The sequence below is a fragment of the Usitatibacter palustris genome (genome assembly GCF_013003985.1).
Taxonomy (GTDB): domain Bacteria; phylum Pseudomonadota; class Gammaproteobacteria; order Burkholderiales; family Usitatibacteraceae; genus Usitatibacter; species Usitatibacter palustris.
The window spans coordinates 1,361,674-1,375,255 of the sequence record NZ_CP053073.1 but is presented as its reverse complement, the minus strand read 5'-3'; the positions used below and the strand labels follow the sequence as shown (position 1 = coordinate 1,375,255).

Below are 13,582 nucleotides of genomic sequence, written 5' to 3'. Positions count from 1 at the left end.
GACGTGCCGCTCCCCACCAGCCTCCGCGCGCTCAACTCGCCCAACTATCGCCGGTACTTCATCGGCCAGCTGGTCTCGATGCTCGGGACCTGGGTGCAGTCGGTGGCCCTCATGTGGCTCGCCTACCGGATCTCGGGTTCCACCTCGTTCACGGGCCTCATCGGCTTCCTGAACGCCGTCCCGTACCTCTTCCTCTCGCCGATCGCCGGCGTGCTCGGCGACCGCCTGCCGCGCCGGAAGATCCTGATGGTGGTGCTCTCGCTGCTGATGCTGAACGCCACGGCGCTCGCCATCCTCACCGGGATGCACCTGATCACGATGCCGGTCCTCGCGGGATTCGCGCTGTTCTCGGGGCTGTGCAACGCGTTCGAGACGCCCACGCGCCAGTCGATCTTCGCGCAACTCCTGGAGAATCGCGAGGACCTGTCCAATGCCATCGCACTGAACTCCATGCTGATGAACGGCACGCGGCTGGTGGGACCTTCGATCGGCGGACTGATCATCGCCGCGACCAACGAGACGGTGTGTTTCGCGATCAACGCGGTTTCCTACGTCGCGGTGATCGGCGCGCTCGCGCGCACGCGAGTCGTGCACCGGCGGCCGCCACGCGAACCCACGCGCCTGCTCGCGGACCTCGCCGAGGGCTGGCGCTTCGCCATGGGCTTCCTGCCGCTGCGGCGCATGCTCTTCATGCTCGCGGTCGTGAGCTTCTCGATCAGCCCGCACGCGACCCTCATGCCCGCCATCGCCGTGAAGACCTTCGACAGCGGCGCGGAGTTGGTGGGGCTCTTCATCGGTGCGGTGGGCCTGGGTGCGGTGATTGCCGCCATCAGCCTCGCGCGGCGCCCCACGATCCGCGGCCTCGCGCGCTGGATCGGCATCGCCGCGGTCATCGGCGGCGTGGGCGCGATCGGCTTCTGCTTCTCGCGCGAGGTGTTCCTCTCGTTCGTGCTCATGATGATGGCGGGCTTCGGCCTGTTCATGGTCGGCGCCACGAGCAACACGATCATGCAGGCGATCGTGGACGAGAACATGCGCAGCCGCGTGCTCAGCTACTACACGATGTTCTTCATCGGCTCGGCGCCGCTGGGCCACATCAGCGCGGGCTACCTCGCCGAGCACATCGGCGCGCCCAATACGTTCCTCGTGGGCGGCATCATCTGCCTCGTGGCGGGCGCGATCTTCCTCTGGCAGATGCCCGCTTTCCGCCAGCACATGCGGCCCGTCTACGTCAGCCGCGGTATCATCCCCGCCTCGCCGGAACCGCCCCAATAAGGAGAAAACGCATGGCCACGCTCAAGGGAAAAACGCTCTTCATCACCGGTGCATCACGGGGCATCGGCCGCGAGATCGCGATCCGCGCCGGCAAGGATGGCGCGAACGTCGTCATCGCTTCCAAGACGTCCGATCCGCACGCCACGCTGAAGGGAACGATCCACTCGGTGGCCGCCGAGGTCGATGCCGCGGGCGGCAAGGGCCTCGCGATCCAGCTCGACGTGCGCGACGACGCCGCGATCGACGCGGCGATCAAGCAGGCGGCCGACAAGTTCGGCAGCCTCGACATCCTCATCAACAACGCGAGCGCGATCAGCCTCACGCCCACGCTCGAGACGCCGGCCAAGCGCTACGACCTGATGCTCACGGTGAATGCGCGCGCCACGTTCCTCTGTTCCCGCGCCGCGATTCCCTACCTCAAGGAAAGCGCGAAGGCCGGCCGCAACCCGCACATCCTCACGATGTCGCCGCCGCTCTCGATGAAGCCCGAATGGTTCCAGCACTACACGGCGTACACGATGAGCAAGTACGGCATGAGCATGTGCACGCTCGGGATGAGCGCGGAGTTCGCGAAGGACGGCATCGCCGTGAATTCGTTGTGGCCGCGCACGACCATCGCGACCGCCGCGGTCGAGGTTCACTTCCCCGAGGAGATCCTCAAGGCGAGCCGCACGCCGGAGATCATGGCGGATGCCGCGCACGTGATCCTCACGTCGGAATCCCGCAAGACGACGGGAAACTTCTTCATCGACGAAAAGGTGCTGCGGGAGGCGGGGGTGAAGGACTTCGAGCGCTACGCGCTCAATCCCGGAACCGAGTTGTTCCAGGACATCTTCGTTGACTGACTAAGGCAGAAAGAATCCGCAGATAAACGCGGATAAACGCAGATGAAAAGCTGAAGGACGAGTGGGCGGTGGGGTCCGGGCACGCTGACTCAATTTCGAGGTCCATCGAGACCTCTGCTTTCATCTGCGTTTATCCGCGTTTATCTGCGGATTCTTTCTGCATTACCAGTGAAGCGCTCAGCGCTTCTTCATGAAGAAAGTGAACTCAGGTCCCTCGGACGACGACAGGAGCTCGTTGCCCGTCTGCTTGCAGAAGGCCTGGAAGTCCTTCACGGAACCCGGATCGGTGGCGACGACCTTGAGCACCTGGCCCGACGCGAGGTCCGTCAGGGCCTTCTTGGCGCGGAGGATCGGCAGCGGGCAATTGAGTCCGCGGACGTCGAGTTCGCGATCGGCGGCTAGGGTGGTCGTCATGGGCTTCTCCGTTGAACCGGCATTTTACATCGGGGCGGCTTGCCGCCTTTCCAAGGCCCCCGGCTTGCCCCTGCCGTCCGCCATCGGCTAGCATTCCCGGGTCGGGGCTTCGCAGGCCCCCGGTGCCTCGTGCAAAGACGGTGTCCCGTCCAAGTTCTGCGTCTCCCGCACTCGTGAGGACCGCCCATGGACACCGTGACCCCCGCCCTATCCCCCACTGACCTGATGCAAGCCTTCGCAAGCGCACGCACGCCCCTGCTCGTCGATGTTCGCCGCGCTGAAGCCTTCGCGGCCGATCCGACCCTGATGGCCGGCGCGACCTGGCGCGACCCCTTCAAGGTCGCCGAATGGGAGAAGTACCTGCCGCGCCACCGGCCGGTCGCAGTCTATTGCGTGCATGGCCACGAGATCAGCCGGAACGCCTGCAGCGCGCTGCGCGCGGCCGGTGTCGATGCCCGCTTTCTCGACGGCGGCATCGAAGCCTGGCGCGCGCTCGGCGGGCCGACGCTGCGCAAGAGCACGCAGCCCGTCGTTCCTTCCGCATCTGGGGCTCCGACGATATGGGTTACGCGCGAACGGCCCAAGATCGACCGCATCGCCTGCCCCTGGCTGATCCGTCGGTTCATCGATCCGTTCGCGCAGTTCGAGTTCGCGCCGCCGGCCCAGGTGCTCGCTCGCGCAACGGCGCTCGGAGGAACGCCGTACGACGTTCCCGGCGTGACCTTCACGCATCGCGGAGATCGTTGCAGCTTCGACGCGCTGGTGGAGGACTACGGGCTCGCGGACGCGGCACTCGCTCGGCTCGCCACGATCGTGCGCGGCGCCGATACCGACCGGCTCGATCTCGCGCCCGAAAGCGCCGGGCTGCTCGCCATCTCGCTGGGCCTGGGCGACCAGCATCGCGACGACCACGAGCTCCTCGAGCGCGGTTTCGTGATGTACGACGCGCTCTATGCGTGGTGCCGCAGCGCGGTCCGGGGAACCGCCGAGCGCCACAACTGGAAGGTGCCCGCATGAGTGGTGCGCCGCGGCCCGTCGCTTTTCGTGAGGCGCTCGCTTTCTGGCTGAAGCTCGGTTTCGTGAGCTTCGGCGGACCGACGGGCCAGATCGCGATGATGCATCTCGAGCTGGTGGACGTGCGCCGCTGGATCTCTGAGCGGCGCTTCCTCCACGCGTTGAACTACTGCATGTTGCTGCCCGGCCCCGAGGCCACGCAGCTCGCGACGTACGTCGGATGGCTCATGCACGGAACGTGGGGCGGAATCGTCGCAGGTGCGCTCTTCGTCCTCCCCTCGCTCGTGCTGCTCATCGCACTGTCGTGGGTCTACATGGCCTTCGGCGACGTGCCGGCCGTGGCCGCGGTGCTCCAGGGCGTGAAGCCGGCGGTCGTCGCGATCGTCGCGGCCGCGGCCTGGCGCATCGGCCAGCGCACGCTGCGCAATGCGGTGCTCATCGCGATTGCAGCGGCCGCCTTCGTGGCGCTCTTCGTCTTCGACGTGGCGTTTCCGCTAATCGTGCTCGGGGCCGCAGTGATCGGTTTCGTCGGAGGCCGCATCGCGCCGGCAGCCTTTGCGCTGCCCTCGTCGCACGCCAGCGCCTCGGGGACACACGAACCGGCCGTCATCGACGATGACACGCCAACACCAGCGCACGCGAAGTACTCGGGCGCGCGGTTTGCGGCACTGCTTGCGGTGGGATTGATCCTCGGTGGCGGAACGCTCGCGCTGCTCGCGATGGCGTACGGTTGGAACGGCGATTACACGCAGATGGGCTGGTTCTTCACGAAGGCGGCTCTCGTCACGTTCGGCGGCGCCTACGCGGTGTTGCCCTACGTCGTGCAGGGCGCGGTGGAGCAATACGGCTGGCTTACCGGCGCGCAGATGATCGACGGCCTCGCGCTCGGCGAGTCCACGCCGGGGCCGCTGATCATGATCGTCGCCTTCGTGGGATTCCTCGGCGGATGGACCAAGGCGCTGCTCGGCCCCGAGTCGCTGTTCGTCGCCGGGATGTTGGGCGCGGTCGTCGCGACGTTCTTCACGTTCCTGCCGTCGTTTCTCTTCATCCTCGCGGGCGGGCCGCTCGTCGAGCGCACGCGCGACGATGCCAAGCTGGGCGCGCCGCTCACGGCGATCACCGCCGCGGTCGTCGGGGTCGTGGTGAATCTCGCCGTGTACTTCGCCGCCCAGGTGTTCTGGCCCTCGGGACGGATCGACGCGTTCGCGATCGTGCTCGCAGCCGCGGGGCTGGTGGCACTCGTGAGATTCAGGATCGGCGTGGTGCCCGTGATCGCGGCGAGCGCCCTCGCGGGCCTGCTCGCGTGGGCATTACGAGGCTAGGGCGCGGTGTACGTCCCGGACTTGCCGCCGCGCTTCTCGACCAGGCGGATGTCGCCCATCGTCATGCCGCGATCGACCGCCTTGGCCATGTCGTAGATCGTGAGGAGCCCGACCTGCACGGCGGTGAGCGCCTCCATTTCGACGCCGGTACGCGCGGTGCATTCCACGGTGGCGCGGCACTCGATCGCGGACGCCGCGGCATCCGGAACGAACTCGATGGCAACCGACGTGAGCGGCACGGGGTGACAAAGGGGAATGAGCTCGGAAGTCTTCTTCGCGGCCTGGATCGCGGCGATGCGCGCGACACCGAGGACATCGCCCTTCTTCGCGGTGCCGGCCATCACCATGGCGAAAGTCTCGGGCTTCATGCGGATCGTGCCCGCAGCCACGGCGACGCGATGGGTCTCCGCCTTGCCGCCGACATCGACCATGTGGGCCTGGCCGGCCGCGTCGAAATGGGTGAGCTTTTCATTCATAATTGTCTTGCCCGCGGAACCCTCCGCAGGGCCGGTCGTCATAGTAGCAGCTTGGCCCAACTGACCCCCTCCCGCGCCTTGAACCTTCGCGCAGTCCTCCTCCTCTTCGCCGCACTGACCCTGCCCGTTTCGGGCCAGGGCCTGCCCGATCTCGGCGATGCCTCGTCCGCATCGCTCTCGGAGCAGCAGGAGAAGACGATCGGCAACCGCATCATGCGCGAGGTCCGGACCGATCCGGCCTACCTCGACGACCCGGAAGTCACCGACTACATCCGCTCGCTGGGCAACCGCCTGCTCGCCTCGAGCGAGAATCCGCGCACGGGCCTCGAGTTCTTCATGGTCAACGACGAGCAGATCAACGCCTTCGCGCTCGTCGGCGGCCACATCGGCATCCACACGGGGCTGTTCGCGCTCACGCAATCCGAAGCGGAGCTCGCCGGCGTGGTCGCGCACGAAATCGCGCACATCACGCAGCGCCACCAGGCGCGCTCCATCCACGGCCAGCGCTCGAGCCAGTGGACCTCGCTCGCGGCATTGGCCCTCGCGGTCCTCGCCTCGCGCAGCTCGTCGAGCCAGTCGGGCCAGATCACGGAGGCCGCGCTCGCCTCCGCCAGTGCCCTCGCCATCCAGAGCCAGCTCGACTACACGCGCGAACACGAACGCGAAGCCGACCGCGTGGGCCTCGTCACGCTGGAACGCGCGGGCCTCGATCCGCGCGGCATGTCCGCGTTCTTCGAGCGCATGCTGCGCGCCAATCGCCTCGCGGAGTTCAAGAGCGCGCCCTCGTACCTGCGCACCCACCCGCTCACCATCGAGCGCATCGCCGACATGCAGGACCGCATCGAGCGCATGCCCTCGCGCCTCGTGCCCGATTCCTTCGACTACCGCATCGCCCGCGCGCGGGTGCGCGCCTCGATCGGCTCCGCCACCGAAGCCGTGAAGGCGGCCAACCTGCAGCTCGAGGACAAGACCGTCGTGCGCCTGCGCGAGGACGTGTACCAACTCGCGGTCGCTCAACGGCGCGCGCGCGAATTCGACGCCGCCTGGAAAACACTCGCGCCCCTTCGCGAAGGTCCCGGAGCGCGCCAGCCGGCGTTCGAGCTGCTCGCCGCGAGGCTCGAGACGGATCTCGGCAAGCAGGACGACGCCCTCGCGACCTACAAGGCCGCCCTCGCCACCTCGCCCAACTACCGCGCGCTCGTCTACGGGCGGCTCGAGCTGCTGCTCGATCGCGGCCGGCCGCGCGAAGTCCTCTCCGACCTCGAGGAGCGGCTGCGCAACGTGAGCGACGATTGGCGCCTGTACGAAATCCAGGCGCGCGCCTACGAAGCCGTCGGCAACAACGTCGCCCGCCACCGCGCGCAGGCAGAAGCGTTCTATCGCCGTGGTAACCTCGGCGCCGCGGTCGACCAGCTCGAGCTCGCGAGCAAGCAGAAGGGCAGCAACTTCTACGAGTCCTCGATCGTCGAATCGCGCCTGCGCGAATTGCGCACGTTGCTTGAAACCGAACGCGAAGCCGAAAAGGCCATGAAGATCAGCTGATGCGATTCCTGCCTGCCCTCGTCCTCGTCGCCATGGGGGCTGCACTTCCCGCGCTGTCCCAGCAACTCGATGGCCGCACGCTCTTCACGCGTGCCGACAAGGGCCATTGCATCGCCTGCCACCAGGTCCCGACCGGCGCCGGCCCCGCAACGCGCTCCGATCTCGGCCCCGCGCTCACCGGCGCGCGCATGCGGGAGCTCGGCAAGCCGTCCCTCAAGGCGCTGGTGCACGATCTCTCCGGCGCCAATCCCGCGACCTCGATGCCGCCGTATGGCAAGCACAAGATCCTCGACGCCGGCGAAATCGATCGCGTCGTGGACTACCTCCATGCGCTGCCCTGACCCTCGCTCAGTCGTCGCGGGCACATTGCTCGTCCTGTTCACGGGGCTCGCGGCGGCCAATCCGGAAGTCACCCGCACGGCGATCACGGAGCGCTTCCAGCGCGACTTCCCCGCGCTCTCGCCGGCCGACTACGCACTCGGTGCAGCGGCGTTCGATGCGGAGTTGCGCGCACAGGTCGAAGCCAACGCAGGCGCGGCGCAAGCCGCGGGCGTGGTGGAAGCGGGCAAGAAAGTCGCGCTGCGCAAATTCAAGAACGGTCGCACGATCGCCGGTTGCTTTCCGAATGGCGGCAAGCGCATCGCCGCGACCTACCCGCAATACGATTCGCGCCTCAAACGCATCGTCACGCTCGAGACCGCGGTGAACCAGTGCCTGAAGACGCACAACGAGCCGCTCCTCGATCCGGCCGATACCGAGATGGCCACGCTCACCGCGTACCTGCGGTCCCTCTCCGACCAGCAGAAGATCGCGGTGCGCATTCCCACTGCGGCCAACGAGAAATTCGAGGAAGGCCGGCGCCTGTACTTCACGCGCCTGGGCCAGCGCAACTACGCGTGTGCCACGTGCCATGTGCAGGGCGCCGGTAAACGTTACGACGACCTCCCGCTTTCGCCGGCCCTCGGCCAGGCCACCCACTGGCCCATCTACCGCGACGCGAAGCCCGTCACGCTGCAGGCGCGCATCCGCGAGTGCCTCGAGCGCATGGGGGCCGCGCCCTTCGCCGCCGGCTCCGACGAGCTCAATCACATCGAGCTTTTCCTCACCTACCTCTCGAACGGCATGCCCCTGCGCGCCAACGCGTGGCGCTCCCGCTAGGCTGTAACCGGTTGTAAACCCGGGCACCTTCGGAGCCCCGGCTCCTCTAACATGCCGGGTACAACAACGATGGGCGCACCATGAAAAAACTACTCAGGCCCGGGGTTCTCATTCCACTCGCTCTCGTGCTCATTTCCCTGGGCGCGTGGGCCGTCTGGAAGAACCAGGGCGGGCAGGATCCGGCCGAGCGCTGGCGCCTGGACACGGCCGATCGCGGCGACGTCGTCCAGGTGATCACGGCCAACGGCAACTTGAATCCCGTGACCTCGGTGAGCGTCGGTACGCAGGTCTCCGGCACGATCCTGCGGCTGCACGCGGACTTCAACAGCGAGGTGAAGCAGGGCCAGCTGCTCGCGGAGCTCGATCCTTCGCTCTTCAACGCCGCGGTCGCTTCGTCCTCCGCCAACCTCAACAGCGCTTCGGCGGCATTGCGACTTGCCGAGACCAAGGAAGCGCGCACGCGCGCGCTGGTCGGCAAGGGCTTCATTTCGCAAGCCGAGCTCGACGTCAACGTGCAGGAGCTCGACGCCGCGCGCGCGCAGGTGGAAGTGGCCAAGGCGCAGGTCTCGCGCGACAAGACGAACCTGGGCTACGCGACGATCCGCTCGCCGATCTCCGGCGTCGTGGTCGCTCGCACCGTCGAAGTCGGGCAGACCGTGGCGGCAAGCTTCAGCACGCCCACGCTCTTCACGATCGCGAAGGACCTGAAGGAAATGCAGATCGAGACGAGCATCGCCGAGGCCGACGTCGGTGGCTTGAAGGAAGGCCAGCCCGCGCGCTTCCGCGTCGATGCATTCCCGGGACAGTTCTTCCGCGGGCAGGTGCGCCAGGTGCGCCTGAGCCCGACGATCCAATCCAACGTGGTCACCTACACGGTGATCGTCACCGCCGACAATCCCGAGGGCCACCTGAAGCCCGGCATGACGGCTTACGTGCAGATCACCGCCAACCGCAAGCAGGGCGTGCTGCGCGTGACCAATGCCGCGTTGCGCTTCCGCCCCGCGACCCCGGAGCCGGGCAAGGACGCGCCCAGGGAGCCCGTCAAGGAAGGCGAGAAGCCTGCTGCGGCACCCGGCAAGGGCGGTGGCGGCGCGCCGGGCAGTGGTGGACGTGGCGCGCGTGGCGGCGGCGGGCAAGCGACGCAGCAGCGCGTCTACAAGCTCGTCGACGGCAAGCCCGTGGCCGTGCCGGTGAAGACGGGATTGTCGGACGCGAACTTCACGGAGATCGTCGAAGGCGACATCAAGGAAGGCGACAAGCTCGTCACGCGCGACCTCGTGGCACAAGGCACGGCCGGCCCCGCCGCGCAGCCGCGCATGCGGATGTTCTGATGGCCGAACGCTTCATCGAGGTCGCGAATCTCGGCAAGGTCTACGAGACCGCCGCGCCGGGCACGCCGCCCGCGCTCGAGAACGTCTCGCTCTCGATCGAAGCGGGCGAGTTCGTCGCGGTGATGGGTCCGTCGGGCTCGGGCAAGTCCACGTTCATGAACATCCTGGGCTTGCTCGATGCGCCCACGTCGGGAAGCTATCGCCTCAACGGGCAGGACGTCGCCGGCCTCGAGACCGACGACCTCGCGACCACGCGCAACAAGGTGTTCGGCTTCGTGTTCCAGGGCTTCAACCTGCTCAAGCGCGTGACCGCGGGCGAGAACGTCGCGCTTCCCCTGATGTACGCGGGCATGGGCCGCTCGGCGCGGCGCGAGCGCGCGAAGGAAGTGCTCGCGCAGATGGGCCTCGAGAAATACGTCGATTCACTGCCCAGTCGCCTCTCGGGCGGCCAGCAGCAACGCGTGGCGATCGCACGCGCGCTCGCGAACCGCCCGCAGCTGATCCTCGCCGACGAGCCCACCGGCAACCTCGACACGAAGACGAGCGAGGAGATCATGACCCTCCTCGTGAAGCTCAACCAGGACACCGGGGTCACGATCGTGCTCGTCACGCACGAGAACGACATCGCGCAGTTCGCGCAGCGCCTCATCCGCTTCAAGGACGGCCACGTCGTGCACGACGGCGCGGTGATCCGCGAGGACGCGGCCGAATGAATCTCTTCGCGATCATGGCCGAAGCCTGGCGTTCTCTCGGCGCGAACAAGCTGCGCACCGGGCTCACGATGCTGGGCATGATCATCGGCGTGGCGGCAGTGGTGTTGATGCTCGCGGTGGGCCGCGGCGCCCAGAACTCGGTCAATCGCGCCGTGGCCTCGATGGGCTCCAACCTGCTCGTGATCCTCTCGGGCAGCACCTCGACGGGCGGCTTGCGCGTGGGCTCGGGCAATGCGCCGACCCTCACCGCCTCCGACGCCGAAGCCATCGCCAAGTTGCCGGGGGTCGTCGCCGTAGCGCCCACCTTCCCGGGCGGCGCGCAGATCGCCTACGGGATCAACAACTGGGGCACCCAGGTGCTGGGCGTCACACCCGAATACACGAGCGTGCGCGACTGGCCGGTGGAAACCGGCGACCCCATCACGGACACCGACGTGCGCAGTGCCACGCGCGTCGCGCTCATCGGCTCGACGGTCGCCGAGAAGATCTTCCTCGACGAGGATCCGATCGGAAAGACGATGCGCATCCGCAACCAGCCCTTCACCGTGATCGGCGTGCTGCGCAAGAAGGGCCAGAGCCTCGACGGCCGCGACCAGGACGATTCGGTGCTCGTGCCCATCACCACCGCGCAGAGCAAGCTCTTCGGCAATCGCTTTCCCGGCACGGTTCGCTTCATGTTCGTGCAGGCGACCAGCGCGGAAGCCACGCGCATCGTCGAGCAGGACACCACCGCGCTCCTGCGGCAGCGTCACCGCTTGCAGCCCGACGCCGAAGACGACTTCACGGTGCGCAACCTCACGCAGGTCGCGGAGACGGCGGCGGGTACGGCGCGCGTGCTCTCGCTGATGCTCGGCGCCATCGGCTCGATCTCGCTGATCGTCGGCGGCATCGGGATCATGAACATCATGCTGGTGTCGGTCACCGAGCGCACGCGCGAGATCGGCGTGCGCATGGCGATCGGCGCGCGCCGTCGCGACGTGCTTGTGCAGTTCCTGCTCGAGGCGTTGATGATCTGCATCGTGGGGGGCCTCGTGGGCATCGCGATCGGCGTGGGTGGCGCGATCGGTGTCGCACAGGCGATGAAGCTCGAGATCGAGCTCTCGGCCACGGTGGCGCTGGTGGCGTTCGCCGTTTCCGCGGCGACGGGAATCTTCTTCGGGTTCTGGCCCGCGCGTCGCGCGGCGAGCCTCAGGCCCGTGGAGGCTTTGCGCTACGAGTAGGGCTGCTGCTCGGGACTTCGATCCACGGGTTCACCTCCGCGTATCCCAGCACCTCGCCGGTCGTCGCGTCGAGAAGCACGCTGTAGTCCTTGTTGCGGCCCTTGAGCGGCAGGAAGCGCGTCTCGGCCGCGGTCTTGCCGATCGACTTCAACGCCTTGTCGACGATTTCCGCGCGATCGCCCGAGGCACGCAGGTCTTCCACCTTCCGGGCCTTCGATAGCGCGTCCTTCGCCATCTCCGCATACGGCACGTAGTACTGCGGAAAGGCCTGCAGGTCGCGGCCCTTCAATGCCGACTGGATGATCCTGAATTGCTCGTCGGGATCCTTGGGCGTCTTCGCGGCCACGAGTGGCGGCCGGGCCCAGGGCACGGAGCGCAATGCGAGAGGAGCCTTGTCGCGATCCTCGTCAGGGATGATCGAGGCGGCGACGATGTCGAAGCGGTCGATCGTGTAGACCAGGTAAAGCGGGCGCGCCGCCGCGACGACGCTGATGCCATAGACCAGTGCGGCGAGCTGCACGATGCCGATCACGGTCAGGTCGAAACGAATGAGGTCGAGGCGCTTGCCCTTGGTGAAGACGATCAGCGTGATGAACGGCCCGAGGATCACGTCCACGGCCACCATGATCATCACCAGCTCGTTGCCGCCCATCGCCGTGAAGAACGGCCTGGGGTACCAGAGTGCCAGCATCGACGTGACGACGACCAGCGCGATCAGCGCGCTGATGGACAGGTGGATTCCGGAGGCCTTCCAGCGATTCATGGCGCGAAGCGTAGCCCAAAAGAAAAAGGGCGGGGAAGAATCCCCGCCCTTTCCTTGCAGCCTAGAGACGAATCGGTTACTTCTGGGCCTGACGGCAGTTGGCCGGGAAGAACTTGTATTCGGTCGAGGCGGCATCCGTACCGCACCACCATGCAGCGACGGAGTCGGCGCCACCAGCAACCGTGCCGGCCGTATCCTTCATCGCCGTGAGGTACAGGGCGTTCGCATCGACAACGGCGTCAACGGCCTGGATGTCGACCTTGATCTGGCCGCCAGTCACCGTCAGCTTCTCGACGTACGTGGTCACGGCCGACGAGCAACCAGCTTCGTTGGCGTCCTTCGGGAACGCGTTCTTCGACGCCATGTACTCCGACAGCGACGTCTTGCAAGCGGCAGCGGCAGCGGCCACTTCCGTGATCTTCGAACGCTTCAGGTAGTCCTGGTACGCCGGGATAGCGACGGCGGCCAGAATGCCGATGATCGCAACAACGATCATCAGTTCGATCAGCGTAAAGCCGGATTGCTTCTTCATGAAAACTCCTTTGTTAGGTTTGGGGATGCATCCCTTGATTCTTAAGAACCCGCTACGGGCACCGGCTTAAATGCAACTGCCGTGCCACTTCAGGGGGAAAAAGCAGTGTGCGAAATCGCACATTCTGGAATCCAATAACTTCAATAATTTCAATGCTTTAATCTATATTTCCCGGGCCGACAACAGACCCTCCCGCTGGCGGTCTCCGACGTCCTCCCGCGCGCCGGCAGGCCAATGCCACTTTGTGGCCGGAACTGCCGCGTCCTGTCACCAAAGAAAAAGGGCGGGGAAGAATCCCCGCCCTTTCCTTGCAGCCTTGAGACGAGACGATTACTTCTGGGCCTGACGGCAGTTGGCCGGGAAGAACTTGTACTCGGTCGAGGCGGCATCCGTACCGCACCACCATGCAGCGACGGAGTCGGCGCCACCAGCAACCGTGCCGGCCGTATCCTTCATCGCCGTGAGGTACAGGGCGTTCGCATCGACAACGGCGTCAACGGCCTGGATGTCGACCTTGATCTGGCCGGCAGTCACCGTGAGCTTCTCGACGTACGTGGTCATGACCGACGAGCAACCAGCTTCGTTGGCATCCTTCGGGAACGCGTTCTTCGACGCCATGTACTCGGACAGGGACGTCTTGCAAGCGGCAGCGGCGGCAGCCACTTCCGTGATCTTCGAGCGCTTCAGGTAGTCCTGGTACGCCGGGATGGCGACAGCAGCCAGGATGCCGATGATCGCAACAACGATCATCAGTTCGATCAGCGTGAAACCGGATTGCTTCTTCATGAAAACTCCTAGATGGGTTGTGAGTCGGGGGATGCGTCCCACAGCTCAACAACCTGCTACGGGTACCCACTAGGTGCAACCGCCGTGCCACTTCCGCGCGGTCGGCGCAGATGACATCTGCAATCTTCATTGAATATTTATATCAATGAATACAGCGACATAAATAAAAATTATCGGGCTGGCGCGGCGGG

At 66.3% G+C, this 13,582-nt stretch carries 15 protein-coding genes; 10 read left to right on the top strand and 5 right to left on the bottom strand.

What is annotated here, in order from left to right; all coding sequences use genetic code 11:
* The first annotated feature begins 3 nt into the window (after positions 1 to 3).
* The gene (locus DSM104440_RS07055; RefSeq protein ID WP_171161325.1) at positions 4 to 1,275 is read left to right on the top strand and encodes an MFS transporter; all 1,272 of its coding nucleotides are present in this window, start codon (positions 4 to 6) and stop codon (positions 1,273 to 1,275) included.
* An 11-nt stretch (positions 1,276 to 1,286) separates the two neighbouring features.
* Complete coding sequence (locus DSM104440_RS07050; protein ID WP_171161324.1) at positions 1,287 to 2,120, top strand: SDR family oxidoreductase; 834 nt, start codon at positions 1,287 to 1,289, stop codon at positions 2,118 to 2,120.
* A 177-nt stretch (positions 2,121 to 2,297) separates the two neighbouring features.
* Here DSM104440_RS07050 and DSM104440_RS07045 read toward each other — a convergent pair whose 3' ends face one another.
* Positions 2,298 to 2,534: a sulfurtransferase TusA family protein gene (locus DSM104440_RS07045; RefSeq protein WP_171161323.1), complete on the bottom strand. Its 237-nt coding sequence runs from the start codon at positions 2,532 to 2,534 to the stop codon at positions 2,298 to 2,300.
* 186 nt (positions 2,535 to 2,720) lie between these two features.
* On the opposite strand from DSM104440_RS07045, the gene DSM104440_RS19530 reads away from it, so the two are divergent.
* On the top strand, positions 2,721 to 3,551 hold the full coding sequence (locus DSM104440_RS19530) for a chromate resistance protein ChrB domain-containing protein (RefSeq protein WP_171161322.1): 831 nt from the start codon (positions 2,721 to 2,723) through the stop codon (positions 3,549 to 3,551).
* Entirely contained in the window at positions 3,548 to 4,870 is a 1,323-nt protein-coding gene (gene chrA / locus DSM104440_RS07035; protein WP_171161321.1) for a chromate efflux transporter, read from the top strand. The genes DSM104440_RS19530 and chrA overlap by 4 nt, the downstream gene beginning before the upstream one ends.
* Here chrA and moaC read toward each other — a convergent pair.
* Entirely contained in the window at positions 4,867 to 5,346 is a 480-nt protein-coding gene (moaC, locus tag DSM104440_RS07030; RefSeq protein ID WP_171161320.1) for a cyclic pyranopterin monophosphate synthase MoaC, read from the bottom strand. The two genes, chrA and moaC, sit on opposite strands and share 4 nt — an antisense overlap.
* A 78-nt stretch (positions 5,347 to 5,424) precedes the next feature.
* Here moaC and DSM104440_RS07025 point away from each other — a divergent pair, with 78 nt between their 5' ends.
* The 6 genes from DSM104440_RS07025 to DSM104440_RS07000 all read left to right on the top strand — a co-directional run bounded on the left by DSM104440_RS07025 (position 5,425) and on the right by DSM104440_RS07000 (position 11,310).
* Entirely contained in the window at positions 5,425 to 6,888 is a 1,464-nt protein-coding gene (locus DSM104440_RS07025) for a M48 family metalloprotease (protein WP_171161319.1), read from the top strand.
* A complete protein-coding gene (locus tag DSM104440_RS07020; RefSeq protein ID WP_171161318.1) occupies positions 6,888 to 7,229 on the top strand; it encodes a c-type cytochrome in 342 nt (113 codons plus the stop codon). Before DSM104440_RS07025 ends, DSM104440_RS07020 begins: the two co-directional genes overlap by 1 nt.
* Complete coding sequence (soxA, locus tag DSM104440_RS07015) at positions 7,216 to 8,046, top strand: sulfur oxidation c-type cytochrome SoxA (protein ID WP_171161317.1); 831 nt, start codon at positions 7,216 to 7,218, stop codon at positions 8,044 to 8,046. Before DSM104440_RS07020 ends, soxA begins: the two co-directional genes overlap by 14 nt.
* Positions 8,047 to 8,171: 125 nt before the next feature.
* Complete coding sequence (locus DSM104440_RS07010) at positions 8,172 to 9,377, top strand: efflux RND transporter periplasmic adaptor subunit (protein ID WP_246212111.1); 1,206 nt, start codon at positions 8,172 to 8,174, stop codon at positions 9,375 to 9,377.
* Positions 9,377 to 10,090 (top strand): ABC transporter ATP-binding protein, encoded by a 714-nt coding sequence (locus DSM104440_RS07005; protein ID WP_171161315.1) that lies wholly within the window; start codon positions 9,377 to 9,379, stop codon positions 10,088 to 10,090. Before DSM104440_RS07010 ends, DSM104440_RS07005 begins: the two co-directional genes overlap by 1 nt.
* Complete coding sequence (locus tag DSM104440_RS07000) at positions 10,087 to 11,310, top strand: ABC transporter permease (protein WP_171161314.1); 1,224 nt, start codon at positions 10,087 to 10,089, stop codon at positions 11,308 to 11,310. Before DSM104440_RS07005 ends, DSM104440_RS07000 begins: the two co-directional genes overlap by 4 nt.
* On the opposite strand, the gene tfpZ is transcribed toward DSM104440_RS07000, so the two are convergent.
* The 3 genes from tfpZ to DSM104440_RS06985 all read right to left on the bottom strand — a co-directional run bounded on the left by tfpZ (position 11,279) and on the right by DSM104440_RS06985 (position 13,391).
* Entirely contained in the window at positions 11,279 to 12,073 is a 795-nt protein-coding gene (tfpZ, locus tag DSM104440_RS06995; protein ID WP_171161313.1) for a TfpX/TfpZ family type IV pilin accessory protein, read from the bottom strand. The genes DSM104440_RS07000 and tfpZ overlap by 32 nt on opposite strands.
* 76 nt (positions 12,074 to 12,149) lie before the next feature.
* Positions 12,150 to 12,605, bottom strand: coding sequence for a pilin (locus DSM104440_RS06990; protein WP_171161312.1), 456 nt, complete (start codon positions 12,603 to 12,605; stop codon positions 12,150 to 12,152).
* Between the two features lie 330 nt (positions 12,606 to 12,935).
* A complete protein-coding gene (locus DSM104440_RS06985) occupies positions 12,936 to 13,391 on the bottom strand; it encodes a pilin (protein ID WP_171161311.1) in 456 nt (151 codons plus the stop codon).
* Between the last annotated feature and the right edge of the window lie 191 nt (positions 13,392 to 13,582).